Annotated in this window: 32 protein-coding genes; 10 read left to right on the top strand and 22 right to left on the bottom strand. The window is 68.4% G+C overall.

What is annotated here, in order from left to right:
- The first annotated feature begins 89 nt into the window (after window positions 1–89).
- The 4 genes from gap (at window position 90) to ACETK8_RS06365 (ending at window position 3,008) form a co-directional block, all read left to right on the top strand.
- Window positions 90–1,097: a type I glyceraldehyde-3-phosphate dehydrogenase gene (gene gap / locus ACETK8_RS06380; protein WP_374038678.1), complete on the top strand. Its 1,008-nt coding sequence runs from the start codon at window positions 90–92 to the stop codon at window positions 1,095–1,097.
- A 336-nt stretch (window positions 1,098–1,433) separates the two neighbouring features.
- A complete protein-coding gene (locus ACETK8_RS06375) occupies window positions 1,434–2,630 on the top strand; it encodes a phosphoglycerate kinase (RefSeq protein ID WP_374038677.1) in 1,197 nt (398 codons plus the stop codon).
- Window positions 2,627–2,860: a hypothetical protein gene (locus ACETK8_RS06370; RefSeq protein ID WP_374038676.1), complete on the top strand. Its 234-nt coding sequence runs from the start codon at window positions 2,627–2,629 to the stop codon at window positions 2,858–2,860. Before ACETK8_RS06375 ends, ACETK8_RS06370 begins: the two co-directional genes overlap by 4 nt.
- Window position 2,861: 1 nt before the next feature.
- Complete coding sequence (locus ACETK8_RS06365) at window positions 2,862–3,008, top strand: hypothetical protein (protein ID WP_374038675.1); 147 nt, start codon at window positions 2,862–2,864, stop codon at window positions 3,006–3,008.
- Here ACETK8_RS06365 and ACETK8_RS06360 read toward each other — a convergent pair whose 3' ends face one another.
- Window positions 3,009–3,203, bottom strand: coding sequence for a hypothetical protein (locus ACETK8_RS06360; RefSeq protein ID WP_374038674.1), 195 nt, complete (start codon window positions 3,201–3,203; stop codon window positions 3,009–3,011).
- Window positions 3,204–3,356: 153 nt separating this feature from the next.
- Here ACETK8_RS06360 and fba point away from each other — a divergent pair, with 153 nt between their 5' ends.
- The 5 genes from fba to rpoH all read left to right on the top strand — a co-directional run bounded on the left by fba (window position 3,357) and on the right by rpoH (window position 7,563).
- A complete protein-coding gene (gene fba / locus ACETK8_RS06355; RefSeq protein ID WP_374038673.1) occupies window positions 3,357–4,442 on the top strand; it encodes a class II fructose-bisphosphate aldolase in 1,086 nt (361 codons plus the stop codon).
- Window positions 4,443–4,504: 62 nt separating this feature from the next.
- Window positions 4,505–5,449 carry an RluA family pseudouridine synthase gene (locus ACETK8_RS06350; RefSeq protein ID WP_374038672.1) on the top strand — a complete coding sequence of 315 codons (945 nt, stop codon included), beginning with the start codon at window positions 4,505–4,507 and terminating at the stop codon, window positions 5,447–5,449.
- Between the two features lie 11 nt (window positions 5,450–5,460).
- Window positions 5,461–5,763, top strand: a complete 303-nt coding sequence (locus ACETK8_RS06345) for a GNAT family N-acetyltransferase (RefSeq protein ID WP_374038671.1) — start codon at window positions 5,461–5,463, stop codon at window positions 5,761–5,763.
- A 52-nt stretch (window positions 5,764–5,815) separates the two neighbouring features.
- Window positions 5,816–6,463 carry a hypothetical protein gene (locus ACETK8_RS06340; protein WP_374038670.1) on the top strand — a complete coding sequence of 216 codons (648 nt, stop codon included), beginning with the start codon at window positions 5,816–5,818 and terminating at the stop codon, window positions 6,461–6,463.
- A gap of 212 nt (window positions 6,464–6,675) precedes the next feature.
- The gene (gene rpoH / locus ACETK8_RS06335) at window positions 6,676–7,563 is read left to right on the top strand and encodes an RNA polymerase sigma factor RpoH (RefSeq protein ID WP_374038669.1); all 888 of its coding nucleotides are present in this window, start codon (window positions 6,676–6,678) and stop codon (window positions 7,561–7,563) included.
- A gap of 77 nt (window positions 7,564–7,640) precedes the next feature.
- Here rpoH and ACETK8_RS06330 read toward each other — a convergent pair whose 3' ends face one another.
- The 10 genes from ACETK8_RS06330 to ACETK8_RS06285 all read right to left on the bottom strand — a co-directional run bounded on the left by ACETK8_RS06330 (window position 7,641) and on the right by ACETK8_RS06285 (window position 19,825).
- On the bottom strand, window positions 7,641–8,450 hold the full coding sequence (locus tag ACETK8_RS06330) for a response regulator (protein ID WP_374038668.1): 810 nt from the start codon (window positions 8,448–8,450) through the stop codon (window positions 7,641–7,643).
- A 119-nt stretch (window positions 8,451–8,569) separates the two neighbouring features.
- A complete protein-coding gene (locus tag ACETK8_RS06325; RefSeq protein ID WP_374038667.1) occupies window positions 8,570–9,865 on the bottom strand; it encodes an adenylosuccinate synthase in 1,296 nt (431 codons plus the stop codon).
- 115 nt (window positions 9,866–9,980) lie between these two features.
- A complete protein-coding gene (locus ACETK8_RS06320) occupies window positions 9,981–10,523 on the bottom strand; it encodes a hypothetical protein (protein ID WP_374038666.1) in 543 nt (180 codons plus the stop codon).
- Window positions 10,524–10,896: 373 nt separating this feature from the next.
- Window positions 10,897–12,086 (bottom strand): IS3 family transposase gene (locus ACETK8_RS06315; RefSeq protein WP_249341170.1). Its coding sequence is split into 2 segments (ribosomal slippage): window positions 10,897–11,834 and window positions 11,834–12,086, totalling 1,191 coding nucleotides; the frame shifts between segments, so codons are not numbered across the junction.
- Window positions 12,087–12,244: 158 nt separating this feature from the next.
- Window positions 12,245–13,408 (bottom strand): phosphoserine transaminase, encoded by a 1,164-nt coding sequence (locus ACETK8_RS06310; RefSeq protein ID WP_374038665.1) that lies wholly within the window; start codon window positions 13,406–13,408, stop codon window positions 12,245–12,247.
- Window positions 13,408–14,328 carry a DnaJ C-terminal domain-containing protein gene (locus tag ACETK8_RS06305; RefSeq protein ID WP_374038664.1) on the bottom strand — a complete coding sequence of 307 codons (921 nt, stop codon included), beginning with the start codon at window positions 14,326–14,328 and terminating at the stop codon, window positions 13,408–13,410. Before ACETK8_RS06305 ends, ACETK8_RS06310 begins: the two co-directional genes overlap by 1 nt.
- A gap of 89 nt (window positions 14,329–14,417) precedes the next feature.
- Window positions 14,418–18,128 (bottom strand): baseplate multidomain protein megatron, encoded by a 3,711-nt coding sequence (locus ACETK8_RS06300; RefSeq protein WP_374038663.1) that lies wholly within the window; start codon window positions 18,126–18,128, stop codon window positions 14,418–14,420.
- Window positions 18,128–18,565 (bottom strand): NlpC/P60 family protein, encoded by a 438-nt coding sequence (locus ACETK8_RS06295; RefSeq protein WP_374038662.1) that lies wholly within the window; start codon window positions 18,563–18,565, stop codon window positions 18,128–18,130. The genes ACETK8_RS06300 and ACETK8_RS06295 overlap by 1 nt, the downstream gene beginning before the upstream one ends.
- Window positions 18,562–19,206 carry a DUF2163 domain-containing protein gene (locus tag ACETK8_RS06290; protein WP_374038661.1) on the bottom strand — a complete coding sequence of 215 codons (645 nt, stop codon included), beginning with the start codon at window positions 19,204–19,206 and terminating at the stop codon, window positions 18,562–18,564. Before ACETK8_RS06290 ends, ACETK8_RS06295 begins: the two co-directional genes overlap by 4 nt.
- Before the next feature lies 1 nt (window position 19,207).
- Window positions 19,208–19,825, bottom strand: a complete 618-nt coding sequence (locus ACETK8_RS06285; protein ID WP_374038660.1) for a phage distal tail protein, Rcc01695 family — start codon at window positions 19,823–19,825, stop codon at window positions 19,208–19,210.
- A 99-nt stretch (window positions 19,826–19,924) separates the two neighbouring features.
- Here ACETK8_RS06285 and ACETK8_RS06280 point away from each other — a divergent pair, with 99 nt between their 5' ends.
- Window positions 19,925–20,611: a DUF805 domain-containing protein gene (locus ACETK8_RS06280; RefSeq protein WP_374038659.1), complete on the top strand. Its 687-nt coding sequence runs from the start codon at window positions 19,925–19,927 to the stop codon at window positions 20,609–20,611.
- A gap of 95 nt (window positions 20,612–20,706) precedes the next feature.
- On the opposite strand, the gene ACETK8_RS06275 is transcribed toward ACETK8_RS06280, so the two are convergent.
- From ACETK8_RS06275 to ACETK8_RS06225, 11 genes are all read right to left on the bottom strand, one after another.
- Window positions 20,707–21,240 (bottom strand): phage tail tape measure protein, encoded by a 534-nt coding sequence (locus ACETK8_RS06275; protein ID WP_374038658.1) that lies wholly within the window; start codon window positions 21,238–21,240, stop codon window positions 20,707–20,709.
- On the bottom strand, window positions 21,237–21,398 hold the full coding sequence (locus tag ACETK8_RS06270) for a phage tail assembly chaperone (protein WP_374038657.1): 162 nt from the start codon (window positions 21,396–21,398) through the stop codon (window positions 21,237–21,239). Before ACETK8_RS06270 ends, ACETK8_RS06275 begins: the two co-directional genes overlap by 4 nt.
- A gap of 34 nt (window positions 21,399–21,432) precedes the next feature.
- A complete protein-coding gene (locus tag ACETK8_RS06265) occupies window positions 21,433–21,741 on the bottom strand; it encodes a GTA-gp10 family protein (RefSeq protein WP_374038656.1) in 309 nt (102 codons plus the stop codon).
- Complete coding sequence (locus ACETK8_RS06260) at window positions 21,738–22,148, bottom strand: phage major tail protein, TP901-1 family (RefSeq protein ID WP_374038655.1); 411 nt, start codon at window positions 22,146–22,148, stop codon at window positions 21,738–21,740. The genes ACETK8_RS06265 and ACETK8_RS06260 overlap by 4 nt, the downstream gene beginning before the upstream one ends.
- A gap of 11 nt (window positions 22,149–22,159) precedes the next feature.
- Window positions 22,160–22,567, bottom strand: a complete 408-nt coding sequence (locus tag ACETK8_RS06255; RefSeq protein WP_374038654.1) for a DUF3168 domain-containing protein — start codon at window positions 22,565–22,567, stop codon at window positions 22,160–22,162.
- The gene (locus ACETK8_RS06250) at window positions 22,564–22,866 is read right to left on the bottom strand and encodes a phage head closure protein (RefSeq protein WP_374038653.1); all 303 of its coding nucleotides are present in this window, start codon (window positions 22,864–22,866) and stop codon (window positions 22,564–22,566) included. The genes ACETK8_RS06255 and ACETK8_RS06250 overlap by 4 nt, the downstream gene beginning before the upstream one ends.
- A complete protein-coding gene (locus tag ACETK8_RS06245; protein ID WP_374038652.1) occupies window positions 22,863–23,129 on the bottom strand; it encodes a head-tail connector protein in 267 nt (88 codons plus the stop codon). Before ACETK8_RS06245 ends, ACETK8_RS06250 begins: the two co-directional genes overlap by 4 nt.
- Before the next feature lie 191 nt (window positions 23,130–23,320).
- Window positions 23,321–24,547, bottom strand: coding sequence for a phage major capsid protein (locus ACETK8_RS06240; protein WP_374038651.1), 1,227 nt, complete (start codon window positions 24,545–24,547; stop codon window positions 23,321–23,323).
- Between the two features lie 74 nt (window positions 24,548–24,621).
- Window positions 24,622–25,044 carry an HK97 family phage prohead protease gene (locus ACETK8_RS06235; protein WP_374038650.1) on the bottom strand — a complete coding sequence of 141 codons (423 nt, stop codon included), beginning with the start codon at window positions 25,042–25,044 and terminating at the stop codon, window positions 24,622–24,624.
- Complete coding sequence (locus ACETK8_RS06230; RefSeq protein ID WP_374038649.1) at window positions 25,041–25,268, bottom strand: hypothetical protein; 228 nt, start codon at window positions 25,266–25,268, stop codon at window positions 25,041–25,043. Before ACETK8_RS06230 ends, ACETK8_RS06235 begins: the two co-directional genes overlap by 4 nt.
- The gene (locus tag ACETK8_RS06225; RefSeq protein WP_374038648.1) at window positions 25,268–26,422 is read right to left on the bottom strand and encodes a phage portal protein; all 1,155 of its coding nucleotides are present in this window, start codon (window positions 26,420–26,422) and stop codon (window positions 25,268–25,270) included. The genes ACETK8_RS06230 and ACETK8_RS06225 overlap by 1 nt, the downstream gene beginning before the upstream one ends.
- Window positions 26,423–26,433 lie beyond the last annotated feature (11 nt).

Raw genomic sequence — 26,433 nt, 5'->3', positions numbered from 1 at the left:
ATGGCGTCGGGCGTCTTCGAGGTTGAAACCGAACGTGACCGGCTCCATTGAAGCCCCCAACGAACACTCGCACCTCAGGAGACCCGCCCATGACCGTTCGCGTCGCCATCAACGGCTTCGGCCGCATCGGCCGCCTCGTCCTCCGTTCGATCGTCGAACATGGCCGTCGCGACATCGAGGTCGTGGCGATCAACGACCTGGGCCCGGTGTCCACCAACGCCCACCTGCTGAAGTACGACTCGGTCCACGGCCGCTTCCCCGGCACGGTCGAGCATGGTGACGACTGGATCGACGTGGGTCTGGGCAAGATCAAGGTGACGGCCGAGCGCGACCCGGCCAACCTGCCGCACAAGGACCTGAACGTGGACATCGCGTTCGAGTGCACCGGCATCTTCACCGCCCGTGACAAGGCCGAGGCCCACCTGAAGGCCGGCGCCAAGCGCGTCCTGATCTCGGCGCCCGGCGAGAACGCCGACAAGACCATCGTCTACAAGGTCAACCACGAGACCCTGACCGCCGACGACATCATCGTCTCGAACGGCTCCTGCACCACCAACGCCCTGGCCCCGGTGGCCAAGGTGCTGAACGACCTGTTCGGCATCGAGCGCGGCTACATGACCACCATCCACGCCTACACCGGCGACCAGCCGACGCTGGATACGATGCACAAGGATCTGTACCGCGGTCGCGCCGCCGCCCTGTCGATGATCCCGACCTCGACCGGCGCCGCCAAGGCCCTGGGCCTGGTCCTGCCGGAACTGAAGGGCAAGCTGGACGGCTCCTCGATCCGCGTCCCGACCCCGAACGTCTCGGTCGTCGACCTGAAGGTCGTCGCCGGTCGCGACGTGACCGTGGACGAGATCAACGCCGCGCTGCAGGCCGCCGCCGACGGCCCGATGAAGGGCGTCCTGTTCACGACCAAGGACCCGCTGGTCTCCTCGGACCTGAACCACATCGCCGCCTCGTCCACCGCCGCCCTGCCGCAAACGCAGGTCGTGGACGGCAAGCTGGCCCGCGTGCTGAGCTGGTACGACAACGAGTGGGGCTTCGCGACGCGTATGTCTGACACTGCGCTGGTGATGGCGAAGTTCCTTTAAGATGAAGCCGCGCTGGGCTTCAAAGCTTGAGGCTCAGCGCACGCCGGCCCCGTCCCCCTTTGCGAGCATAGGCTCTGTTCGCGCGCAAACCGCCGCCCTGTGTTTCGCGGCCTTGGCCGGCATGTTCGCAGGTCGAGCGATGATCATGGCGGCCGGCGCCATCCGACTGCCGCGACCAGCTACGTTTGTGATTGCTCTGGTGGTGACCGCATTGCTCAGTTGGGGGTGCTGGTTTTTGTCACAGCGCGCCAACTCTCTTGTACGTGGTCTTTGCATCGTATTCGCCGTCGCCCTGATTGGCGCGACTGTCTTCAGCTTCATCCAGGCTTCAAACCCATGACCTTCCGCACCCTCGACGACGCCGGCTCGCTGGTCGGCAAGACCGCCCTGGTCCGCGTGGACTTCAACGTGCCGATGGAGGGGGGCCGGGTCACCGACGACACCCGTCTGCGCGTCGCCCTGCCGACGATCAACAAACTGCGCGAGGCCGGCGCCAAGGTGGCCCTGCTGGCCCACTTCGACCGGCCGAAGGGTCAGGTCGTGCCGTCGATGAGCCTGAAGCCGCTAGTCCAGCCCCTGTCCGAACTGCTGGGCGCCCCGGTGCGCTTCGCCGAGGACTGCGTCGGCGGCGCGGCCCATGCGGCCATCGCCGATCTGGACGCCGGCGGGGTGGTGCTGCTGGAAAACGTCCGCTTCCACGCGGCCGAGGAGGCCAACGACGCCGAGTTCGCGACCAGCCTGTCGGAACTGGCGGACCTCTACGTCAACGACGCCTTCTCCGCCGCCCACCGGGCCCATGCCTCGACCGAAGGCGTGGCGCACAAACTGCCCGCCTATGCCGGCGAATCGATGCGGCGCGAGCTGGAGGCGCTGGACGCGGCCCTGGGCGATCCTTCGAGACCCGTCATCGGCATCGTCGGCGGGGCCAAGGTCTCGACCAAGCTGGATCTGCTGAAGAACCTGGTCGGCAAGCTGGATCGCCTGGCCATCGGCGGCGGGATGGCCAACACCTTCCTGTTCGCGCAGGGCGTCGACATCGGCGGATCGCTGGCCGAGCGGGACATGGCCGATACGGCGCGCGAGATCCTGGCCGAGGCCGAGGCGAAGGGCTGCGAAATTCTGCTGCCCATCGACGTGGTGGTGGCGACCGAGGTCAAGCCGGGGGTCGAGACCCGCACCGTCCTGGCCCGCGAGGACATCGGCGCGGACGAGAAGATCCTGGATGCCGGCCCTCTGACGGTCGAGAAGCTGATCAAGGCCCTGGCCCTGTCCAAGACCCTGATCTGGAACGGCCCCTTGGGCGTGTTCGAGGTCCCCCCGTTCGACGCGGCCACGGTCAAGGTCGCCAAGGCGGCGGCGGATCTGGCGAAGTCGGGCGCCCTGATCGCGGTCGGCGGCGGCGGCGACACCGTCTCGGCCCTGAACCACGCAGGCGTGGTGGACGACATGACCTTCGTCTCCACCGCCGGCGGCGCTTTCCTGGAATGGATGGAGGGCAAGGCCCTGCCCGGCGTCGAGGCGCTCAGGGCTTGACCCAACCCTTCGACGCCAGACCGATCAGCAAGGCCGCCAGAAACGAGCGGCGCAAGCTGCTTTCGAGCAGTTTCAATACGATCGGTCTGACCGTCGCGGGCATCGGCGTGCTGACCCCGTTGATCACCGGAGCTCGGGCCTCCTCCACCCTGACAATCTGGGCCTGCGGTGCTATATCCGTGGTGTTGCACCTGCTCGCGCGGCGCCTGCTGCGCAGCCTGGAGGACTGACATGACGATCGAATGGATCTGGATGTCCATCGCCATGCTCTGCACGGTGGCTGCCGTTCTTTACATCACGCACATGCGCGACGAGCGGCGCTGGTCGCGTGACGAAGAACGCAAGGCCGAGTGGGATCGCACCCACCCGGCCGAATAGTCAGACCGTCCACCCCCGGGTGCGGCCCTCGTTCTGGGCGGGGCTGCATTCGGGCGAGGCGCCGGTGGCGACAGAGCCGCAGCGCGGGGCGCAGTTGCGGGCGTCGCGGCACCAGTCGTCGAGACCGCCCGGACTGACGCTCTCGCAACCCGCGAGCATCAAAAGCCCCGCCAAGGCCAGAACCGCACCCTTCATCGCACCCTCCTTCGACAGACCCCTGTTGTGCGAAATACCCGGTTCGGGTGCGACTGTCGCTTCCTGACCGGGTGCGGCTGTAACACGGCGTGACTTGAGGCGCTCACACGGCTAAAGCCATCGGCAAAACAAGACATCAGGGGACTATCAGCCATGGCGCGCATCACGCTGCGACAGCTTCTCGACCATGCGGCCGAGAACGACTACGGCCTGCCGGCCTACAACATCAACAACATGGAACAGGGTCTGGCGATCATGGAGGCGGCCGAGGCCGTCAACGCGCCGGTCATCATCCAGGCCTCGCGGGGCGCCCGCAGCTACGCCAACGACATCGTCCTGGCCAAGCTGATCGACGCCCTGGCCGAGCTCTATCCGCACATCCCGGTCTGCATGCACCAGGACCACGGCAACGGCCCGGCGACCTGCGCCACCGCCATCCAGTACGGCTTCACCTCGGTGATGATGGACGGCTCCCTGATGGAGGACGCCAAGACCCCCGCCGACTACGAGTACAATGTCGACGTGACCCGTCGCGTCACCGAGATGGCCCACAGCTGCGGCGTGTCGGTCGAGGGCGAACTGGGCGTGCTGGGCTCCTTGGAGACCGGCATGGGCGAGGCCGAGGACGGCCATGGCTTCGAAGGCGTTCTGGACCACTCGCAACTGCTGACCGATCCGGATCAGGCCGTGGACTTCGTCAGCCGCACCAAGGTCGATGCGCTCGCCATCGCCATGGGCACCTCGCACGGCGCCTACAAGTTCACGAGGAAGCCCGACGGCGACGTCCTGGCCATGAACGTGATCGAGGAAATCCACCGCCGCCTGCCGGACACCCACCTGGTCATGCACGGTTCCTCGTCGGTGCCGCAGGACCTGCAGGACATCATCAACCAGTACGGCGGCCAAATGCCCCAGACCTGGGGCGTGCCGGTCGAGGAGATCCAGCGCGGCATCAAGCACGGCGTGCGCAAGATCAACATCGACACCGACAACCGCATGGCCATCACCGGCGCCATCCGTAAGGTGCTGGCCGAGAAGCCGGGCGAGTTCGACCCGCGCGCCTATCTGAAGCCCGCCAAGGAGGCGATGAAGAAGCTCTGCATCGAACGCTATCAGCAGTTCGGCTGCGAGGGTCAGGCGTCGAAGATCCGTCCGATGTCGACGGCCCAGATGGCCAAGCGCTACGCCTCGGGCGACCTGGACCCGGTCTATGGCCGCGTCATGAAGGAAGCGTCCTGAATCACCCGATCGAAGACGCCGACCCGGACGACGAGCCGGGCGGCGAGGTTCTGACCGTCTCCGTGACGGTCGCCGGCCAGCGCCTGGACAAGGCGCTGGCCGATGCCGTTCCGGACCTGTCGCGTGCGCGAATCCAGGCCCTGATCGCGGACGGGGCGGTGCGGCTGAACGACGCCGTGGTGACCAACGGCTCGGCCAAGTCGGTCGTCGGCGCGTATGAGATCACCGTGCCGCCGGTGGCCTCGGCCATTCCCCTGCCCCAGGCCATTCCGCTGACGGTCCTCTACGAGGACGCGGACCTGATCGTCATCGACAAGCCCGCCGGCATGGCCGCCCACCCGGCGCCGGGCACGGCGGACGGGACGCTGGTCAACGCCCTGTTGCATCACTGTGGAGACAGTCTGTCGGGGATCGGCGGCGTGGCGCGACCGGGCATCGTGCATCGGCTGGACAAGGACACCTCCGGGGTCATGGTCGCCGCCAAGTCCGACCGGGCGCATGCCGGCCTGTCGAAGCTGTTCGCCGCCCACGACATCGAGCGGACCTACATCGCCCTGACGCGCGGCGCCCCCTCGCCCGAGCGCGGCCGGATCGAGACCCAGATCGGCCGCTCGACCTCGGACCGGAAGAAGATGGCGGTGCTGAAGTCGGGCGGGCGCAACGCCATCACCGACTATGTGGTCCAGGCCCGCTACGGCGTGCCCGCCAAGGCCGGGGCCGCGCCCCTTGCCGCCCGCGTCGCCTGCACCCTGCACACCGGCCGGACGCATCAGATCCGTGTGCATATGGCCTCGAAGGGGTCGCCGATCCTTGGCGACGCCGTCTATGGGTCGGGCAGCGCGGCCGCCCCGGTCAAGGCCGCCCTCGCCGAGGCCGGGCTGACGCGGCAGGCCCTGCATGCGGCGGTGCTGGGCTTCGTCCATCCGGTGACGGGCGAAGCGTTGCGGTTCGAGACCGCGCCCCCATCTGACATGCAACGGCTCGAGACCCTGCTCGCCGCTCTGTAGAGAGACCCGCCATGACCGACGAGATCCACGACAACAAGGACCTGAAGCGCTACGAGCTGAAGGTCGGCGATCAGGTGGCCGTGGTCACCTACAACCTGTCCGAACCCAATCTGATGATCACCGAGACCCTGGTGCCCGAGGCGCTGGAAGGTCAGGGCATCGCCAGCCGCCTGGCCAAACACGTCCTGGCCGACGCCAAGGAGCGCGGCCTGCTGATCCTGCCGGTCTGCCCCTTCTTCTCGGCCTATCTGCAGAAGCATCCGGAGCATGCCGAGGCGGTTCACCCGACCTATCGGGGCATTCTGGGCATCTGACGGTCAGATTTCGGCGGCTGACGAACCCTCCGGCTCCCGGCAGGGTGGCGGGATGACCGTCTCTCTCGCCGCCTTCGCCTTCGTCGCGACCCTCGGAGCCTCCGCACAGAGCGCGCGGCTCGATCAGGCCGCCGCGCGCGTTCTCGACCTCGCACTTCCGCCAGAGGCCTACGACTGGTCGATGCGTTGGAGCCCGTTCGGCGTGCGTCTGGGCCGCGAGGTGCGCTGGCATCTGTCCGAGCCCGGCTACGACGTCGGGCAGCGCGACCTCGAGCCCGGCATCTACCGGCGCCTGGGCTGGGTCTCCCGCGAGGGACGAACCCTCTCTGTCGCGGCCTGTGGCGACGACAGCGATGTCCGCGCCCTGGCCGTGTCGGCCACCGACACCGAACTGGACCACGATGGCGTCTTCGAAGCGCTCGGTCCCCTCGGGGTCGGCGCGGTCGAGATCTCTCGTGAGGCGGCCGTCCTCACACCGGAGATGGACAAGGCTGACCGGACGCTGCGTCAAACCCCCGCACGCGTCGCCTGGATGCTGACCAAGGCCGGCCACGGAGAGGCCTTGCTCGTCTCCGAACATGTCTGCACGCCCCCCGGCATGGCGTCCGCACCGCGATGCTGGGTCCGGCTCACGCTTCAGTTCGGCGCGGAGGACGAGGCCCCGACGGCCTGCCACCTGCCCGGCCGCTGGGGCGTGTAAAGTAAGTCTTGATTAAGGACGGACTATCCGCTATACACCCTGACCAACGGCGCGAGTGGCGCCTGGGACACGGTCACGCTTTCGTGTGACAATCCGCCTCTGACAAAGACGGCGCCCCATAGCCATTTGTCCGTTCGAGGGGTGAGGAGACGGTGCACATTCGGTGGCCGTCTGCGCTGAGCCTGCTCTGATCTAGGTTCGGAGGGACCAATATGGCTGCCAACAATACGCTCGCGGTGATGTCGCCTGAACAGGGGCTGTCGCGATACCTGACGGAAATCCGCAAATTCCCGATGCTGAGCAAGGACGAGGAGTTCATGCTCGCCAAGCGCTGGACCGAGCACCAGGACGCCGAAAGCGCCCACCGGCTCGTGACCTCGCACCTTCGCCTCGTGGCCAAGATCGCCATGGGTTATCGCGGCTACGGCCTGCCGATCGGCGAAGTGATCTCGGAAGGCAATGTCGGCCTGATGCAGGCCGTGAAGAAATTCGACCCGGACAAGGGCTTCCGCCTGGCGACCTACGCCATGTGGTGGATCCGCGCCTCGATCCAGGAATACATCCTGCGCAGCTGGTCGCTCGTGAAGATGGGCACCACGGCGGCGCAGAAGAAGCTGTTCTTCAACCTGCGCAAGGCCAAGAGCCAGATCTCGGCCTTCGAGGAAGGCGACCTGCATCCGGAACACCTCACCGCCATCGCCACCAAGCTGGGCGTGTCGGAAGAAGAGGTCACCAACATGAACCGCCGCCTCAGCGGCGACGCCTCGCTGAACGCGCCCCTGCGCGTGGATGGCGAGTCGGAGTGGCAGGATTGGCTCTCGGACGACAACGCGGTTTCGCAGGAGACCCAGCTGGCCGACGACGAAGAGAAGTCGATCCGCATGAGCCTGCTGGAAGAGGCCATGGGCGAGTTGACGGACCGCGAGAAGCACATCCTGACCGAACGCCGCCTGAAGGACGATCCGGTCACCCTGGAAGAGCTGGCCGGCGAATACGGCGTCTCGCGCGAGCGGGTGCGTCAGATCGAGGTCCGCGCCTTCGAGAAGCTGCAGAAGGCCATGCGCGCCGCAGCGGAAGAGCGGAACCTCGTCGACGCGTAACGCGCCGCACGTCGGACAAACGAAAACAGGCGCACGAGAGCCTCGTGCGCCTGTTTTGCTGTCTGGTTCTGGGAGTGTCAGCCCGCGCGGGCCAGCTCCGTACCCGGCTCGGCCAGGGCCAGGATGGCGCCGACGGGTCCGGCCAGTGTCGCCTTGGTCGGGGCGCCGACGGAGAGGCAGCCTTCCAGACCAGCGGCGGCCACGGCCAGCCGGGCGTCCGAGGTCTTGATGGCCAGGGCTTTCAGGGTCTCGGCCTGCTGCCGGACGGCGCGCAGGGCCTGCATGGGGTCATTGTCGAACTGGGCCAGGGAGGCGGCCAGGATCCGCAGGGCCTGATCCTTGACCGCCAGGGCCGCGCCGGCCGCCGTCGTCGGCTTGTCGGCCTTGCGCTTCTGCGGCCCCGCATATTCGCCCGAGTTGAACCGGCGCCGATCCGGCCCGACGTAGCCGACCGCCTCGATCCAGTCGCGCGGCTTCAGGGCGACGTTCTCGACCCGGCGGAACAGGTCCGCCGAGGTGAAGGGCTTTCTCAGGAACTCGTGGATGCCGGCGTCACGCGCGCCCTTGATCGAGGTCGCGGTCGCATCGGCGGTCATCATGATGATGGGGGCGCGGCGGCAGGCCAGGTTGGAGCGGCGGATGTTCCTGGCCAGACGTTCGCCGTCCAGCCGCGCGCCGTTGCGTTCGGTGAAGATCAGGCCCGGCTCCATCTCGCGGGCATGGTCCAGAACCCGGCTCTCGTCGGACTCGGTCACCACTTCGCGTGCGCCCAGCGACTTCATGATGTCCAGCAGCAGACGCGCCGACGCCATGTTCGGGTCGGCGATCAGCACGCGTCGAACGACCGGCTCGATGCGGTTCAGGGTCTTGGCGTCGGCTGCGAACAAGCGGGTACTCCGGCAAGGCGAGCGTTATCCCTAACGCCGCTCCGGTTAAGGTCCGGTTGAACCGCCCGTTTTTCGTCCCTTACTCTTGGAAGAGGTCGCACATGAGACCGCCTTCCAAGCTAGCCTTGGAAGGGATCCCTCATGAGGATGGTGTCATCCCGCTGCGGGCTGGTGGACAACAGGGCCACCGGCGCGCCGATCAGTTCCTCGATCCGGCGCACGTATTTGATGGCGTTGGCGTTGATGTCCTTGAAGCTGCGAACGCCCGCGGTGCTCTCGGTCCAGCCTTCCAACTCCTCGAAAACCGGCTCGGCGGCGGCCTGCTCGCGCAGGCTCGAGGGCAGATAGTCCAGCACCTCCCCGTCGACCTTGTAGCCGACGCAGATCTTCAGGGTCTTCAACCCGTCCAGCACGTCCAGCTTGGTCAGGGCGATGCCGTCGATGCCGTTGATCGCCACCGACTGGCGCACCAGGACGGCGTCGAACCAGCCGCAGCGACGGGCCCGGCCGGTGTTGACGCCGACCTCGCGACCCACGGTCGCGAGATGCTGACCGACCTCGTCATTCAGCTCGCAGGCGAAGGGCCCCTCGCCGACGCGGGTCGTATAGGCCTTCACGATGCCCAGCACATAGCCGACGCCGCGCGGGCCCAGACCCGACCCCGCCGCCGCCTGACCGGCCACGGTGTTCGACGAGGTGACATAGGGATAGGTGCCGTGATCGACGTCCAGGAAGGCGCCCTGCGCCCCCTCGAACAGCACCTTCTTGCCGGCCTTCTGCGCCTGATCCAGCACCCGCCAGGCCGGCTTCACATAGGGCAGGATCTTGGGCGCGATCTCCAGCAGCTGCGCCAGCAGCGCCTCAGGGTCGATTGGCTCCAGTCCCAGACCGGCGCGCAGCGGATCGTGGTGCGAGCGCAGGCGGTCGATCTTGACCTTCAGGTCTTCGGCATTGGCCAGGTCGCAGACGCGGATGGCGCGACGGCCCACCTTGTCCTCATAGGCCGGGCCGATGCCGCGACCGGTCGTGCCGATCTTGGCGCCCGGCGCGCTGGCGGCGGCCTCGCGCGCCACGTCCAGCGCAGGGTGGATGGGCAGGATCAGACAGGCGTTGTCGGCGATGCTCAGGATCTCGGGCGTGATCTCGACGCCCTGGGCACGGATGCCGTCGATTTCCTTCACCAGGTGCCAGGGATCGACCACGACCCCGTTGCCGATCACCGACGGCTTGCCCTGCACCACGCCCGAGGGCAGCAGCGCCAGCTTGTAGACCTGGTTGCCGACGACCAGCGTGTGGCCGGCGTTGTGGCCGCCCTGGAACCGCACGATCACATCGGCCCGGTTCGACAGCCAGTCGACGATCTTGCCCTTGCCCTCGTCGCCCCACTGGGCTCCGACCACCGCTACGTTCGCCAAGGCAAGTCTCCGCTCTAATGCGGGCGCAGCCTATAGCGGGGGAATCGGCGAATGTCGTGCTTCTGGTAAGCGAAATTCTGGACTGTCAGCTACGTTGAACAACCATCAGAGGTCATCAAGAGCGCGCTAGCTTCGGCACATGCGACCAGAACTCTTCGACTGAGACAGCCGAATTGTCGCGATCAAAAGAGTTGGCCGGAGATCGGTGCACTATTAGCAACACAGGTATTGCCATAACCAAGGACAAATTAACCACAAACTCCCCGAGAGGGGTCATGATCGGATGGTTGGCAAGCTGAAGCTTGCGAATTATCGCGCGCAACTCAAGATAACTACCTCGAATATCGGGAGACGTCTGGCGAAGAGCATCAAAGCTCGCCTTTCCTCGATTCTGGGCCAAGCTGATCCAGACAAAAAATGGAATGAACGGGAGTAGCAAAACCCCGAGCCAGCAACTGCATGGAAAAGGGTCGTCCAACCAACGCTCAACTTCGGCACGAAGTTCAAGCGGTAGGTCTTCACGTGCGAGAAGCCGCTCGCCCTTTTCTGCGAGAGTCAGACGATAATCTTGAGCGGATTTGGAGACGTTCCGGAGGATGAATTCGGCACCGGCAAGCGCCCCCACTATCACCAATGGGATGATGTCGACGTAAGTCATCTCTTCAACATCACTTTCGACCTCGCCCTTTTTGAGGCGTCTTTGGCACGCGAGCGCGAGCCCGGGCCTCCGCATACTCTGCTTTCTGGCGTGCCAACTCCACTTTGGTCAGATGGACCTGCCACCGCCAAACCAGAAAGGCTGCGACTACCAGTCCAAACAAGATGGGGTTCTGAGCCATCCAGTCGAGGGTGAGACGGTAGCATCGTTCCCACCAATTCAAGACTTTGTCCCAAGCCCCTTCCGTTCCCTCTACCTTGATTTCGCCAGCCTTGGTCCGAGCCTCGACCGACAAGCTTCCTTGTTCTGCCGCGATTGCGGTCAATCCATTCCCCCACCCAGACGCGATCCTCAGTGACGTGACCCCCGTTTCTCATCCAGCCATAACGAGAGTCCTTTGGTGATCTGAACTGGGGTTGGTGGGGTTGGCAAGAGGCCGGTCAGCGCAGCCTCCAACCAGCGCAGCGGACCGGCCGATCTTTCCGCTGAGCGCATCTGCGTAGGCCTGCGGCGTCAGCCAGCCGAGCTTCGAGTGCGGCCGGGTTTCGTTGTAGTCGCGCCGCCAGGTTTCGAGCACCGCACGGGCGTGCGGCAGGGATCGGAACAGCGTCTCGTTCAGCAGCTCGTCACGCAGACGGCCGTTGAAGCTCTCGTTGAAGCCGTTCTGCTGAGGCTTGCCCGGCGCGATGTAGTGCCAGCCCACACCGGCGTCGTCGGCCCAGGCCAGGATGGCGTTGGACGTGTATTCCGTGCCGTTGTCGCTGATGATCGTCTCGGGTCGCCCGCGTCGCAGGATGATGGCGTCCAACTCGCGCGCCACCCGTCGCCCTGACAGCGAGGTGTCGGCGACGAGCCCGAGGCACTCGCGGGTGCAGTTGTCGATCACCGTCAGGATGCGGAAGCGCCGCCCGTCCGTCATCTGGTCGGACACGAAGTCCAGCGACCAGCGCTGGTTTGCGACCAGAGGAATCTCCAGCGGCCGCCTTGTGCCCATCGCGCGTTTGCGCCCGCCGCGCCGACGCACCGTCAGCTTCTCCTCGCGGTAGATCCGCTGGACACGCTTCTTGTTGACCGCATGGCCCTCGCGCCGGAGCATCACGTGCAGACGTCGATAGCCGAACCGCCGACGCTCCTGGGCCAGGGCCTTCAGCCGATCGCGCAGGGCGCCGTCGTCCGGTCGCGTCGCCTGATAGCGCACGCTCGTCCGGTCCACGCCCAGCACCCGGCAGGCCCGCCGTTCGCTCATCCCGTAAGCCGACTGCAGGTGCGCCGCCGCCGCTCGATGCGCAGCGGGCGTCACCACTTTTTTCCCAGCAGATCCTTCAGCGCGACGTTGTCCAGCATCGAGTCCGCCAGCATCCGCTTCAGCTTGGCGTTCTCCTCTTCCAGCGCCTTCAGCCGCCGGGCCTCCGACACGTCCATGCCGCCATACTTGGCCTTCCATTTGTAGAAGGTCGGCGAGCTCAGCCCGTGCTTCCTGCACAGATCCGCCACCGGAACACCGGCCTCCTGCTCGCGCAGGATCCCGATGATCTGCTCTTCCGTAAACCGTGATCGCTTCATTCTGTCCGTCCTTTCGAGGGGCGGACTCTAGCTATTCGTGGAGGAGTTTCAGGGGGTCACGTCATCAGAAAGCTGCATAGCTTGCTCAATCACCGTTTGGCGAGACCCTAGAGTTGAATTGCTGGAAAGCATAGCTCTCAAGAAGCTCAACGTTGAAATCAGCGCGAAAGCTCCGCGACCGCCGTCCGGAACGCCCAGTCCAACCACGGCGCACCGGCGACGATGTCGTCCGTCTCGACCGTGCAGCCGCACCAGACGCGCAGGCCCGCCGGCGCATTGCGATGGCTCTCGACATCGAACGCCGCGCCTTCCGCCTCCAGCAGGGTCTTCATCCGCTTGACGAAGGCCTGACGCCCGGCGTCGTCCAGGGCCGTGACGCGCGGATCGACGATCTTCAAGCAGACCGAGGTGGTCGATCGGATCGCGGCATCCTCGGCCAGATAGTCGACCCAGTCGGTCGCCTGCACCCAGCTGTCCAACGCCGCCGCGTTGGCGTCCGTGCGTCGGATCAGTTCGTCCAACCCGCCCGCGCCCTTGGCCCACTCCAGGGCGTCGATCCAGTCTTCCAGCGTCCACAGCGAGAAGGTGTTGATCATCGATCCCGTCGCAAGGGTCCGGTCGAACCCCCTGGCGTCACGCAGGCGCAGCACCTTGGGCACCGGACGCGGCGGCTCATAGCCATCCAGCCGGGCCACGGCGCGCGGCGACAGGGCCGCCACACCGATCCCGGCCTCACCGCCCAAGGCCTTCTGGAAGCTGAAGGTCACGACATCCAGCTTGGCGAAATCCATCGGCATCGCGAACGCCGAGGAGGTCGCGTCGCAGATGACGATCCCCTCGCGGTCGTCGGCGATCCAGTCCACGCCCGGCGTCTTCACACCCGAGGTCGTGCCGTTCCACGGGAAGACCAGATCCTTCTTCGGATCGACCTTCGACACGTCCGGGAACCGGCCCCAGGGCGCATCCAGGATTTCCAGATCGGCGAGCTTCAGATGGTCCTTCGTGTCGATGGCCCATTGCTTGCCGAAATTCTCGAAGGCCATGACCTGCACGGGCCGTTCGCCCAGCATGTTCCACAGCGCCGCCTCGACCGCGCCCGTGTCGGACCCCGGCAGATAGGTCAGCACCCAGTCCTCCGGGACCTGCAGCACGTCCTTCGTCAGCCGCAAACCATAGGCGAACCGTTCGATCACCTCCGGCGCGCGGATGCCCCGGCCCAGCAGATCGTGCGGCAGGCCTTGCGACGACCAGCCCGGCCGCTTGGCCGTCGGCCCCGCCGCGAACCAGGGCCGCGTCGGCTTCACATTCGGCTTGGAGATCATCAGCCGCGTCCCGGCTTGTAGGGACGGTTCGACCGCCAGTCCTCGGCGACCCGTTGCAGGATGGGATCGATCTTGTCGGGCAGGACGACCATCAGCCGCGCCTTCAGGTCGCCGCGGGCCCCGCCTGCGAAGGCGCCCTTGCCGCGCAGCCGCATGATCTGGCCCGAGTTCGAACCCGCCGGCACGGTCACCGACACCACGCCATCCGGCGTCTGGCATTCGACCTTGCCGCCCAGGATCGCGTCCGGAACCGAGATTGGCAGGTCCATAGTCAGGTCCGCACCGTCCACCTTGAACACCGGGTGCGGCGCGATCCGCAGTTCGATCAGGGCGTCGCCGGGCTCGGTTCGACCGGCCGTTCCCTGTCCGCGCAAGCGGATGGTCTGGCCGTTGGTCGCCCCCTTCGGAATGGCGACGTCCAGCGTCCGCCCGTCCGAAAACTGGATCCGCCGCGTCGCCCCGCCGATGGAATCCTCCAGGCTGATCTCGAGCGTCGCGCGCACATCCTGACCGCGCCCGAAGCCGGCGGCGCGACCGCGCCCCCCGCCGCCGAAACGCCCGAAGATCTCCTCCAGGTCGATGTCCTCGAAGGCCGCGCGTCCGCCCGGTCCACCCGGCCCGCCCGCACCGAAACCGCCGAACCCGCCCGGCCCGGCGCCACCGCCCGGCTGTCCGCCGAAGCCGCGATATTGGGGCTGGCCGTCGGCGTCGATCTGGCCCGAGTCGTACTTGGCCTTCTTGTCGGGATCGTTCAGCAGGTCGAACGCAGCCGAGACCCGCTTGAACCGTTCCTCGGTTGCGGTGTCGCCCCGGTTCTTGTCGGGGTGCAGTTCCTTGGCCAGTTTGCGGAACGCGGCCTTGATGTCGGCGGCGCTCGCTCCCCTGGATACGCCCAGTTCCTTGTAGGGATCACCCGCCACGCCGTCGCCGCTCCGTCGAATCCGGCGCACACAACGCGACCGGTCTGCGCTTCGTCAGTTAAGGCATGCGGTGTGCGGCGCAATGTTTTTCAGACGAACAAGGCCGCCTGCGCCTCCACGCCCCACCCGAAGCCGGGTCCGTACTGCGCCACCGCGACCATCGCGCCCGGCCCGACACCGGCCGGGAAGTCCTCGGCCATCTTCTCTACCGAGTAGTGGGCCGACAGCCCCTCGACCTCGAAGGCCCGCCGTTCGACCCCTCCGTCCAGCACCCTGATGCGGAACCGACGCGGATCGACCTCGGCCGGCTCCAGATCCCAGACATCCCCGATCCGCACCCTTGGCGTCCAGGCCAGCCGCCGTCCATCGCCTTCGGCTTCCACGGTCAGAACGGGGCTCCATGGACGCGCGTGGCGGCGCACCGGCGTGAAGGCGACCTCCGCGAACCCGGCCCCGCCCGGAACCCGGCCGCTGGGTCCAACCCGCGCGATCCGCGCCAGCCCTCGCTCTCCGACCGCCGTCTCGAACCGTCCCGCCATCGGGTCCAGAAGAACGACCACGGCGCCGACGACAGCGCCCGTCGCCATCTCGTCTTCGGTCCCCTGTTGCCCCCGCAACAGTCCGCTCAAACGCCAGACGCCATCGCCCAACAGGGTCGCCTGCCGATACTGCACGACCTCCCAGCCGACCGCCGTCTCGACCGCCAGCAGGTTCCCCCCGCCCAACACCGCCGCTTCCGACTGACTGGCGGGCGCCGAGCCTTCCAGTCGCACTACCACCGCATGGGTCTCGTCCCAGCGATGCAGCACGCCCGGCGACAACACCTCCGTCAGCCGCCCGACCGTCGCCGGCGAGCCGACCACGCCTCGCGCCGTCAGGGTGTCCACGTCCTCTCCGACATGGACCGTCATCGGTCGCCAGGGCTCGCCAGCCACCGCCGCGATCAGTCGCCCGTCCCCCTCCGCCCCCGGCAGGGGCGGCAGGTCGAGGATCCGCACGAACGGCGCCCCCGCGACTTCGACGCCTTCCCCCGGTCGCCAGACGACCGGTTCGCGCCCGACCACCGTCTCCTCGATCCGCGACAGAACCGCCGTCGGAGTCTCGTCCAACGTTACCCGCTCGGCCCGCCACTCGCCGGTCTCGCCCTCGATCGCCACCGTATCACTGGCCTCGATCCGCAACGCCTCCAGCGGGCCCAGCGCCACCGTCAGCCGATCCTCGCCCTCAGCCTTCAGAAGACGGCCCGCCAGCCCCTTCGCCAGCCCCACGTCGCAGACGGCCGGCAGGTCGGCGTCCACGCCCCCTGCCTCGCCGTCGCCGCGCACCACGATGGATCCGGTCTGATAGTCCGCGCCTTCGTCGATGAACCGCACGCGCGCCGTTCCCGGCCGGGCCTCCAGCGACCGCAGCCGCACCGGCCCCGCGCCGTCATCCGTCAGCGCCATGTCTTCCAGCGACAAGGTCCCGCCCACCGCTTCCATACCGATCAAGGACACCCGCCCGCCTCGCTCGCAGGCCGTCATGTCGACGGCCTGCAACAGCGGCTCCAGCGCATCGCGTGTCCGCATGGGGCGGTCGATCACATAGCCGGACACGGCGCCCGCCGGCTGGCCGATCTGGAAATCCTCGACCCCGCCGCGCTTCAGGATGGCCGCCAGCAACAAGGTCGCCTCGCCGCCCATCCGTCCGTTCAGCCAGTGTCCCGCCGCCCAGGCGCCCGCGTCGGCCCACACGTCCGACAGCGCCGGAAAGGCCGGCCAGGGCCGCGCGTCCCAGCACCAGGCGTCCGCGGCCTCCAGCATCGGCCCGTCATAGACGGCCGAAACCGGATTGTTTCCGGGCCATTCGAAATGGTTCAGCACCGCCTCCAGCGCCCGCCGCTGCATCCGGTCGTCCCGCGCGCCCGTCGAATAAGGCGGCAGGAAGCTTTCGGACGACTTCGGATCCTGGAACAGGTTCGGCGCATTGCCGCCCCGGTCCACCGCCGCACAGCCGAACTCCGTCAGCCGGATCGGCTTCATCTGCGGAACCCAGGCGGTCGGGGTCGCACTGCGCACGCCCCCGGGTCTGTCGTGGTGCTCGTGCGACCACCAGCCGACGAGATCCTTGGACCGGAACACCCAGTGCTCGCCGTGGGCTCCATCGAAGATCGGCGTCCGCGCCTGCACCGCGCGGTCTGTCGCATCCGCATAGAACCAGTCGAACCCGTCGCCGCCCGCCACCTGGCTCGCCAGATAGGCCGGGTCGTCCGCCCCGGCGAAATCCTCCGCGTCGAGACCGCCGTCGCCCTCGCGCCAGTCGCCCAGCGCCGGATACCAGTCGATGCCGACGTAGCTGATCGCCTCGTCCGCCCACAGCGGATCCAGATGGAAGATCACATCGCCGGATCCGTCGTTCGGACGGTGTCCGAAATACTCCGACCAGTCCGCCGCATAGGACAAGGCCATGCCGGGTCCGACCACCGCCCGGCAGTCCGCCGCCAGGGTCCGGTAGGCCGCCACCGCCGGGTATCCGCCCGCCGCATCCCGCGTCCAGGTCAGCCCCCGCATCTCCGATCCGATCAGCAGACCGTCGCACCCCGTCTCGGCCGCCAGCGCGGCATAGTGCAGGGCCAGCCGCCTTAGACCCCAGTCCCCGCCGAAGATCGTCGCGATATCGCCGGTCGCATTCGCGCCGTCCCGACCCTTGATCCGTCCCCGCCACGGATAGACCGCCTGTCGCGGACCGCCGTAGGGATCGGGCAGATCATTGTCCGCCGCCACATCCATGAAGACGAACGGATAGAGGGTCACGGCCCAGCCGCGCGCCTTCAGCGCCGCAACCGCCTGTCGCACGCTGTCGTCGGAAGGGGTCCCGCCATAGGCCGGGGCGCCTCCGGTCTCTGAAATCAGGTGCGCGTTGGACCGGTCCAGCCCGGCGACCGACCATTCCATCGGCTCGGTCGGCTTGTCGCGCCGCTCGACGCCCGGTCTGATCCGACAGTGCGACGCCCTCAGGTCGCCGCCGAACCATCCGACCACCAGACTGACCCGCTTCAGGTTCGGACACTGCGCCTGCAGTTGATCCAGCGACGCGATCAGGTCGGTGCGACCGTCCCCCAGATGCGAATTCTCCGGCGTCGTCTTCGTCAGACCCTCGCGCCGCAGGACCGTATCGGTCGCCAGCACGAACTCGCCCGCGCCGGGGATCAGGCAGATCCCCTCCAGCTTTTCCTCAAGGGTTTCACCGCCGGGCCTCCTGAACACCTCGAAACTCAGCTGGGGCGCCCGGTTTCCGAAGGCGTCCAACGCCAGATCCTCGAATACGACATAGGCTGTGCCGCGATAGGCGGGCGCCGTCCCCTCCACCGCTTCGATCAGCGGGTCGGGCGTCTGGTCCGGCGTCCCGCGATAGACCCGCATCGCCACGCCGGTCTGGTCCATCAGTTTGCCGTCGGCCCAGATCCGTCCGATCCCGTCGATCGGTCCTTCGCAGACCGCCACCGCGAAGCTCAGGGAATAGGCGTGCTCGACCGTCTTGGGTCCGCCCTTGCCGCCGCCGCTCTCGTGCCGCCGTTCAAGGAACCGGGCGGCCCAGATCACCTGACCGGTCACCCGCGCCCGGCCGAAGGCGCAGGCCATCGGCGATCCCTCGGCCGTCGACTGGACCCTCAGCGTCTCCAGTCGCGGCCCCCGGTGACGCGCCGGCGACAGGGCGCCGATCAGCCCCCGATCCACCACCCCGCCCAGCGCCGCGCCTATCGCCTGTCCGACCCCGCCGCCGACGGCCGCGCCGATCCCGCCCAGAATGACCTGCGCCATCAACGACCTCCTTCAGGCCAGGCGAACGCCGCCGCCAGCCGCCGCATCCACCACGGCCCCATCCAGCTCTCGACCACCGCCCGACCCCAGTAGGCGTGGATCATCCTGGGCTCCGGCCCGCCGATGTCGCTCAGGATGGCGCAGTGTTTCACCGCCACCCCCTCCGCCATGCGGAACAGCAGCACGTCGCCGGGCGCCATCTCCGAAACCGGCTTCTCGACCAGCCATCGCCCCGCCGCCTCCAGCAGGGTCTCTTCCCCGCCGACCTCGGCCCAGTCGGGCTGATAGGCCGGCGTCTCCTCGGGCTCCTCGCCCACGACCTGACGCCACACTCCGCGCACCAGACCCAGACAGTCCGCTCCCTCGCCCTTCACGCTGGCCTGATGCCGATAGGGCGTGCCCAGCCAGCCTTTCGCCGCCTCGACCACCGCGCTCATCGTCGGCTTCCGCCGTCATTCCGCCCACCCGTCGCCGGCCAGGCGGTCAGGAAGTCGTCGCCCGGAATGTCCGGAAAGCCCTGGAAATTGACCGCGTTGGCGAAGGTCCCGACGCAGGTCTCCCATCGCTTGTCGCAGCCCCTCCCGCCCGGATCGACGCCGCATCGCGCATCACCCAGCACGGCGTCGCAGGTCCGCCCATAGGTCCGCCCCACGACCCGTTCCAGCGCTGCCAGCGGCCCCTCGATCTCGGCCGTGAATCCCTCGCCCTCGCGCCGTATCCGGCTCAACGTCCCACGCCCCAACAGGACCTTCAGATCCGGCCGTCGCCAGTCCACGCGCCACAGCGCGACCGTCGCCCGGTCCCACAGCCCCGCCGCCACATCCACCTCGACGATCCGCTCGTCATCCAGCACGCCGCGCACCGCCAGGCTTCCGGCCGCCAGCCTCTCGGCCGTTTCGGCCGCCCCTTGCGACCACCCGCTCGCCGCCCGACACACGACTTCGTCGATGGTCAGGTCCCGGTCGTGATCAGTGAACCCCAGTCGTTCGCCGTCTACCCGTTCGACGATCCAGACATGGCACAGCGTCGCCGCCCCGCTCTCGATGCGGGCGGCCAACTCCCCCGGTATGTCGCGCATCTCAGACCCTGACTTCGATCAGGGGAACCGCCGCCATCCGCCCGGCGCCGAAACTCTCCAGCGTGACTTCCAGCCGGTCCGCGTCGAACCGCACCGGCGTGTCGAACAGAAATCCCGCCGTCACCGCCGCGCCCGCTCCCGGCGCCGAGGCCAGAGTCACGACACCCGTCGCCGCATCGACCGCGAACGCTTCGCTCGCCAGCTCGACGCCGCCGACCGCCACCCGCACCGACCCCTCGACCGGCTTGGCGATCGACCGCAGCACATCTCCATAGGCCTTCACGAGCGGAAACGCCGTCCGCCCACCGCCGCCGATCCCCAGCGCCTGGTCCGCCGCCGCCGGCGTCCCGCCTGGATCGCATGAGGCGAAGTCGGCGAAGTCCCGGAACCGGAACCCGTACAGCCTTCCCCGCCGCGCCTCGAAGAAGGCGGTCAACTCCGCCATATCCGCCAGCGATCTCAGGGTCGCGCCGATCAGATAGCGTCTGCGCCCCATGGCCCACGGGCTGGACCGCCGTTCGAACCCGGACGCCAAGGTCACGACATCGGTTCGCCGCTCCACCCCGCCCGTGGATCCGAACGCCAGCCGCGCGGGCAGGCGCACCTCGTGAAAGGCCATTCCATTGCTCCTGTTTCACTTGTCCGCAGAGCACCGCTCGTCCAGTCTCGACGCCGAACGCGGCCACCTTCGGCCGCAGGCAGGGGAGCCCCAGGTTCAATGCGCGGTCAGATTCTCAGCTTCGACGACGCCTCGGGCGCCGGTCTCATCTCCGGCGACGACGGCATTCGCTACACCTTCGGCCGCGAGGCCGTGTCACCGCCCGCCGCCATCACCGCTGGGCTCCGCGTCGACTTCGTGCCGGTCGCCGGCGAGGCCACCAACATCATGCTTCTGGCCGCAGCCCCCGCGCCCGGCGCCCCCTCGGCCACGCCCGGGGTTCCCGTTGACGGCTTCGACTTCAAGACCGCCCTCTTCTCGTTCGAGGGCCGCATGCGGCGGTCGCATTTCTGGATCGGCTGGCTGATCTGCCTGGGCGTCGGCGTCGTCGCCGGCTGGATCCCGTTCCTGGGCGGTCTGATCTCGATCGCCCTGATCTGGCCGAACCTGGCCATCGCGGTGAAGCGTCTGCATGACATGGGGCACACGGGCTGGCTCGCCGCCATTCCCTATGTGGCCACCGTCATCGGCTTCTTCGCCATCTTCGCCACCGTCGGCGCCTCGATCTTCGCCAACTACGCCGCCCTGGAGAACGAAGACCCCGCCGCCGTCTGGGCCATGATCGCCCCTGTGTTCGGCATCATAGGCATCCTGAGCCTGCTCTGCCTCGGCTTCCTGCTCTGGATCGGCCTGAGCGACAGCCAGCGCGGCGACAACCGCTTCGGCCCCAACCCCAAGGGTCAATAGATCCTGCCGGGCTCAAGCAGCGAGACATAGCCTGTCCTCCGGCCGATCGGAGATCAGACCGGGGGGCGCATCGAGCGGTAGCCCTCCAGGAATGCCTAGAGCCGCCGCGCCCCCAGCGCGGCGGCTCTGGCCAGCATCTGGGCGATCTGCGCCTCGGATCTGAGCAGGCCCGGCGCCCCGCCATCGACGGAAACATTCACCGTCACTCCGCCTCCGCCCACAGTCTCGATCACGCCGGCGCCCTGCGGCCGAAACACCTCCGGCCCGCGCTCGCCGACCAGATAGGCCCCGCCGCCCAGCACCGGCCCGCCGTCCGCCCGCGCTCCGCCGAAGCCGACCGCGCCCGCAACCGCCTGCGCGATCGCCGCGCCCAACCCGCCGCCGGAACCGCCCAGCCCCGCGCCCACCGCGCCCAGCACCGCTCGCGCCAGCTCGGCCAGACTGACCTCGCCATCCGCGGCCGCCCGCGCCAGGGATCGCGTCAGACTGGCCCCCGCCCTGCCGAACGCCTCTTCGATCGAGGACGCCGCCCGCTCAGCCGGCTCCCTCAGGGCTTCAAGAGCCGCCGCGGCCTCCGCCGCTCGCGCGGGCACGCGGTCCAAGGCGTCGGGTCGATCGTCGTCGCTCATTCCATACCTCCGTCCGGCCAGGTCGCCATCAGGCGCTCGAACTCATCCCGCCCCAAGGGCGCGGTCCCGACCGCCGTCTCCGTCAGCATCCGCCATTCCATGAGCGACAGCCGCCAGAACCCGTCAGGCGCCACGCCGAGAGCAACGGCCGTCCGCATCATCGCCGCCCAGGGCGTCGCCTCAACCACCTCGTCACGCTCCGGCCCGACCGGATGAGGCCGCGAACGCCAGGGCCACCGCTTCCGCCGCCTCGACCGGATCGACCGCCGCCCGATCCAACGCGCCAGCCAGCGAACCCTCGCCGCCGCCCCGCAACAGGGCCGCCAGCACGGCCATCAGGTCCCGAGCCGACAGCGCCCTCATCCGCTCAGCCAGCGCCGCCACCCCCGACACGCCAAGCGCCGTCTCGATCTCCGCCAGAGCCCCCAGCGTCAGACACAGCCTCCGCTCTTCGCCCGCCAGCACCGCGATGGCCTCGCCCCGCGCCCCGTTCACACTCATGCCGCGCTGAACGCCACCGCGCCCCCGCTGGCCAGGCTGATGGCGAACGTCGCCTCGCCTTCGTGATCTCCAGCGTACTCCAGCGCCGACACCAGGAACGGCCCCTCCAGAGTTCCGAAGTCCGGCACGATCAGTCGCCAGATCTTCAGCCCCTGATCGAAGAAGGCTTCCCGGATCAGGGCGTCCGACACCGCGTCCCGGAAGATCCCTTGCCCCGACACCGCCGCCGACTTCACGCCCGCCCCGCCCAGCAGCTCTCGCCATCGGCCTGCGGAATCCGCATCCGTCGCATCCACCGTCCGGGCGTTCAGCGAGATCGTTCGTGCCCGCAGGCCCGCGACCGTCGTGAACACGCCCGGCGCGCTCTCGATCTTCAGCAGTATGTCCTTGCCACGCTGTGCGGCCATGATCGCTCTCCTCAGATGTCTTCGGTGACGGCCCGGAGACGGATCACGCCCCAGGTCCGTCGGTGATCGCTGGAGCGGAACACGTCGGCATAGGTCGCTCGGATCGACACGACGCGAACCCCGTCCGCCTCCAGCGCCGCCTCATGGACCGCCGTCCTAACCGCCGCGCAGATGGCCTTGGCCTCCTCCGTCCCCTCGAACCGTGAGGCGCACCGAAGGGACAGCTGGTGCTCGACCCCGCACCCGTCCGCCTCGACCGGCCGGCTCTCGGATCGCCCGATCAACAGGTGCGGATAGGCCGCGCCCCTCGGCGCCGTGTCCCAGATCCGCGCCGGATCGCCCACCAGGGCCTGCAAGGCCGTATCCTCGCGCAGATGCGCGATCAGCGCCTTCTGCAGCGCCGCCTCATGTCCGCTCATCGCGTCCTCTCGATGTTCAGGGTCACGCGTCCCGGCCGGTCCGGGTCGCCGCCGACGGCCGCGATGGTCCAGTCGCCCCCGCCGAAGCGGACGATGCGTCCCTCGCTCAGCCGGGGGTCCGCCCGCGTCTCGACCGTGGCCGTGTCGACCGCCGCGCTCGCGCCCGCCTCGGTGCGGTCCCGTCGTCTGCGGCTCTCGACGCGCAGCCAGACCGACCCCAGCGGTTCGTAGCTGACGACCCGCCCGCCATAGGGCGTCTCCGCCTCGACCGGCTCCAGGAGATCCGCCAGGACCCTCACAGCCGCACCACGCGATAGGGCGCGATCCAGGCCTCGACCGGCTGGATCGACATCTCGACCTCGCCCCGTTCGTAGGCGCGCAGGGCCAGCATCAGGATCGCCAGCCTCAGCGGCGCCGGAGAGGTCGAGGTCAGGCTCAGCCCCGCCTCCCCCTCCACCCGCGCCCGGGCCGCGTCGATCAACGTCTGGATCAGCTGATCCTCCGCCTCGTGCTCGACGCGCAGAAACAGCTTCGCCTCCGTGAGGCTCACGGGTGCGGTCATGGGTATTCTCCGATGTCAGGTGTCGGCGTCTCCTCCCCGTTCGCCGCTTGGCGAATGGGGAGGGGGACCACGAAGTGGTGGAGGGGTTCTGGCCGCAGCACAGGCGACTGAACGAAGAGCCCCTCCGTCTCTCCGCTACGCTTCGAGCCACCTCCCCATCGGCTGCGCCGAAGGGGAGGAGACCGGGCGGATCAGCTCGCGCTGAACTTCATCACCTTGATGGCGTCGAAGTTCTGGATGCCGCCGCCCACGCGCTTGGTCGTGTAGAACAGCACATAGGGCTTGGCCGAATACGGGTCCCTCAGCACCCGAACGCCCGCGCGATCCACGATCAGATAGCCGCGCTGGAAGTCGCCGAACGCGATGGCGTGGCTGTTGGCCGCGATGTCCGGCATCGTCTCGATCTCGGTCACCGGATAGCCCAGCAGCGATGCAGTCTCGCCCGGCCGCGTCGCCGGCGACCAGATGTAGTTGCCGTCCGCGTCCTTGAACTTGCGGACCGCCGAAACGGTCTTTCGGTTCATCACGAACCGACCGTTCGGCCGGAACTGGGCCTTGGGCGCATAGATCAGGTCGATCAGCCTGTCGGTCGGGTTCGAGCTCGCGAAGGCTCCGGCGGCGCCCGACGCGACATAGCCGATGTCGCCCCAGGCATGGCCGGCATCCGCCACGATGGGATAGCCCAGGAAGCCCTTCGGCTTGTTCACCCCGTCGCCGGTCACGAAGGCCGTGGTCTCTTGCGCGGCGAACGCGTCCTCGACCTCACTGGCCAGCCACTCGTCCAGATCGACCAGGGCGTCGTCCAGCAAGGTCTGGGTCGCCGCCGGATTGGCGTAGAGATCGGCTGCCGGGAACTCCAGGAGCGCCAGGGTCGCCGGATCCGTCTCCGGCCGCGCGGCCGTCTCCGCCACCCAGCCCGAGGCGATGCCCGCCGTCGACACCGGCTTCCGGAACACGCCGGACGCCACCGTTCGCACCGTGGCGATCTCGCGCATCGGACTGGTCGCCATCAGGCGACGCTCGATGGCCCGCTCCGTCTCCGGCGGCACGACATAGCCGCCCGAGGTCGGCGCCGCCGACAGCCCCGCCTTCAGCTCCAGACCCAGCTCGCGCCCGGTGCGCACATAACCCTCGAAAGCCGCCTTGGCCTCGGGCGCCGAGGCGACCGCCGCCGGCTCAGCGCCGATCACAGGACGCCGTGCCTCCGACAAAGCCCGATCCAGACGCGCCTGGGCCGCGCCCACCGCCTGGTCGATCCGCGCCACCTTCTCCTCCAGCAGCGCATCGGCCGACGCCTTCTTCTCGATCTCGTCCAGCCGGGCGTCATTGGCCCCTTTGAACGCCTCGAACGCCGCCATCATCTCGTGCATGGCAGCGCGCGCCTCGGGCGTGCCCGAGGCAGTCTTGATCTCTTTCATGATGTCTCCCGTTGATAAGGAGCGGGCGGAACGCCGCGCCCCGCCGTCCTCCGGTCGCGAACGACCGGGAGTTCCTAGATCGGCCTGAACCGCGCCGCCGGCAGCATCGGAAACGTCACCAGCGACACCTCCCAGAGCTCCACCCCGCTGAGCACCCTCAGCCGCCCGTCCCGCCGCGCCTTCGCCGCCCGGAACCCGATCGACAGTCCGTCCAGCGCCCCCGCCCGGCTCAGCGCCTGGGCATAGCGGGCCTCGGCCGACCAGTCGGAGATCCGGCCGCGCACGAACAGGCCCCTCGCGTCCTCGACGATCTCGTCCCAGACGCCGACCACGGCGCGGCTCTCATGCTGGTGCAGCATTCTGACCCCGCCCGCGCCCGTTCGCTTCAGGCTGTCGGCGAAGGCGCCCTTCGCCACCACATCCCCGTTCAGGTCCGCCACGCCCCAGAGCGACGCATAACCCTGAATCGTCAGACCCGCCTCGACCGCGACCCTCATCGCATCTCCTCCAGCCGGTGCTCGATCCGCGCCACGGCCGCCCGTGTCGCCACGCCCTGCTCCTCCAGCCGCGCCAGCCGTTCGGCGACCAGCCTCTGTTCCCCGACCCGCTCCTCCAGGGTCGCGATCCGCGCCGCCGCCCCGCCGGCCCAGACCAGGCCGCCGATGGTCTGCACGGTGAGAGCGACGCCCAGCGCCACGGCCGTCTTCTTCAGATCGTCCATCAGGCGCCGACCCCCGCCATCCGGCGGCGCTCTTCATCCGTCAGGAAACTCGCCGCCGACAGCCGCGCCCACAGGGCGTCCCGCTCGGGCTGCAAGGCGGGCACGGCGTCCAGATCGGGCTCGACCCGGATCCCCTCGAACCGTCCGCCCAGCCACCCCGTCAGCGCCCCGGCCGTCTTCCGCGCCAGCGGGATCACCGTCCCTCGCCAGAAGGCCGCATTGGCCTCGCGATAGTTGGCGTAGGTCGCGTCACCGGGAATGCCCAGCAGCTGCGGCGGCACCCCGAAGGCCAGGGCGATCTCGCGCGCCGCCGCATGTTTCCCGGCGATGAAGTCCATGTCCGCCGGCGTCATCGACATAGGCTTCCAGTCCAGCCCGCCCTCCAGCACCATCGGCCGTCCCGCGTTCGTCGCCCCCTGGTGCGCCTCTCCGAGTTCGGCCTTCAGCGCGGCGAACTGCGCCTCGCTCAGCCGCTCGCCGTCCTTCGACGCATAGACCAGCGCGCCACTGGGCCGTGCCGCATTGTCCAGCAGCGCCTTGTTCCAGGCGCCCGAACTGTTGTGGACGTCGATGGCGAACGCTGCCGCCTCCAGCGGCGAAAACCCGTAGTGGTCGTCCGTCGGATGAAACAGCTTCAGCTGCATCACCGGCATCCAGCCGTCCGCCTCCCGCCCGATCCGCACCGACCGCCCGCCGACCGCATATTCATAGGCCTCGGGCCAACCGGCCTTGCCCGGCACGATCCGCACCCGGTCCGGCCTTAGGCTCCACAGCTCCTGAGGCGTCTCGTCGCCCACGGCTTCGACATAGGCGTTCCCCGCCGTCTGCAGCGCGCCATAGATCGTCTCCAGCCACTCCGGCCCCGACTGCTCGGGGTTCGGCTTCCTCAGCAGCCCCGCCGCCGGGTGGTCGTCGTCCCGCACCCCATCCGCGAACACCACCAGGGGCGCCGAGGCCGCCGCCTCCGCGATCATCCGCACGCAGCGATAGGCCACGGCGTTCTTGCCGAACCCCTCTGTCGCCAGGTTGGCGTAGTCGCGCGGCGTCCACCGCGCCCGCCCGGCCCCCGTCAGGGCGATCATCGGCCCGGCGCGGCTGTCCTTGACTTCAGGCGCGGAGGCGCGCCGGCCGAACGGCCGTTTCATCCAGTTCATGGCGATCCTTG

Source organism: Brevundimonas staleyi (genome assembly GCF_041893865.1).
GTDB lineage: Bacteria > Pseudomonadota > Alphaproteobacteria > Caulobacterales > Caulobacteraceae > Brevundimonas > Brevundimonas staleyi.
Note: the sequence above shows the minus strand (reverse complement) of the source record. Positions and strands in the feature narration are given on the sequence as shown.

Coding starts and splice junctions, on each gene's coding strand:
- ACETK8_RS06230 (WP_374038649.1), bottom strand. CDS start 25,268: ATGGACGATCTGAAGAAGACGGCCGTGGCGCTGGGCGTCGCTCTCACC.
- ACETK8_RS06235 (WP_374038650.1), bottom strand. CDS start 25,044: ATGAGGGTCGCGGTCGAGGCGGGTCTGACGATTCAGGGTTATGCGTCG.
- ACETK8_RS06260 (WP_374038655.1), bottom strand. CDS start 22,148: ATGGCCGCACAGCGTGGCAAGGACATACTGCTGAAGATCGAGAGCGCG.
- ACETK8_RS06340 (WP_374038670.1), top strand. CDS start 5,816: ATGACCGTCTCTCTCGCCGCCTTCGCCTTCGTCGCGACCCTCGGAGCC.
- ACETK8_RS06245 (WP_374038652.1), bottom strand. CDS start 23,129: ATGACCGCACCCGTGAGCCTCACGGAGGCGAAGCTGTTTCTGCGCGTC.
- rpoH (WP_374038669.1), top strand. CDS start 6,676: ATGGCTGCCAACAATACGCTCGCGGTGATGTCGCCTGAACAGGGGCTG.
- ACETK8_RS06285 (WP_374038660.1), bottom strand. CDS start 19,825: ATGGCCTTTCACGAGGTGCGCCTGCCCGCGCGGCTGGCGTTCGGATCC.
- ACETK8_RS06240 (WP_374038651.1), bottom strand. CDS start 24,547: ATGAAAGAGATCAAGACTGCCTCGGGCACGCCCGAGGCGCGCGCTGCC.
- ACETK8_RS06320 (WP_374038666.1), bottom strand. CDS start 10,523: ATGACTTACGTCGACATCATCCCATTGGTGATAGTGGGGGCGCTTGCC.
- ACETK8_RS06275 (WP_374038658.1), bottom strand. CDS start 21,240: ATGAGCGACGACGATCGACCCGACGCCTTGGACCGCGTGCCCGCGCGA.
- ACETK8_RS06295 (WP_374038662.1), bottom strand. CDS start 18,565: ATGAGCGCGGTGGTCGAGGCGGCGAAAGGCTGGCTGGGCACGCCCTAT.
- ACETK8_RS06365 (WP_374038675.1), top strand. CDS start 2,862: ATGACGATCGAATGGATCTGGATGTCCATCGCCATGCTCTGCACGGTG.
- ACETK8_RS06270 (WP_374038657.1), bottom strand. CDS start 21,398: ATGCGGACGGCCGTTGCTCTCGGCGTGGCGCCTGACGGGTTCTGGCGG.
- ACETK8_RS06360 (WP_374038674.1), bottom strand. CDS start 3,203: ATGAAGGGTGCGGTTCTGGCCTTGGCGGGGCTTTTGATGCTCGCGGGT.
- ACETK8_RS06280 (WP_374038659.1), top strand. CDS start 19,925: ATGCGCGGTCAGATTCTCAGCTTCGACGACGCCTCGGGCGCCGGTCTC.
- fba (WP_374038673.1), top strand. CDS start 3,357: ATGGCGCGCATCACGCTGCGACAGCTTCTCGACCATGCGGCCGAGAAC.
- ACETK8_RS06290 (WP_374038661.1), bottom strand. CDS start 19,206: ATGCGCGACATACCGGGGGAGTTGGCCGCCCGCATCGAGAGCGGGGCG.
- ACETK8_RS06300 (WP_374038663.1), bottom strand. CDS start 18,128: ATGGCGCAGGTCATTCTGGGCGGGATCGGCGCGGCCGTCGGCGGCGGG.
- ACETK8_RS06255 (WP_374038654.1), bottom strand. CDS start 22,567: ATGAGCGGACATGAGGCGGCGCTGCAGAAGGCGCTGATCGCGCATCTG.
- ACETK8_RS06345 (WP_374038671.1), top strand. CDS start 5,461: ATGACCGACGAGATCCACGACAACAAGGACCTGAAGCGCTACGAGCTG.
- ACETK8_RS06265 (WP_374038656.1), bottom strand. CDS start 21,741: ATGAGTGTGAACGGGGCGCGGGGCGAGGCCATCGCGGTGCTGGCGGGC.
- ACETK8_RS06310 (WP_374038665.1), bottom strand. CDS start 13,408: ATGATCTCCAAGCCGAATGTGAAGCCGACGCGGCCCTGGTTCGCGGCG.
- ACETK8_RS06225 (WP_374038648.1), bottom strand. CDS start 26,422: ATGAACTGGATGAAACGGCCGTTCGGCCGGCGCGCCTCCGCGCCTGAA.
- ACETK8_RS06375 (WP_374038677.1), top strand. CDS start 1,434: ATGACCTTCCGCACCCTCGACGACGCCGGCTCGCTGGTCGGCAAGACC.
- gap (WP_374038678.1), top strand. CDS start 90: ATGACCGTTCGCGTCGCCATCAACGGCTTCGGCCGCATCGGCCGCCTC.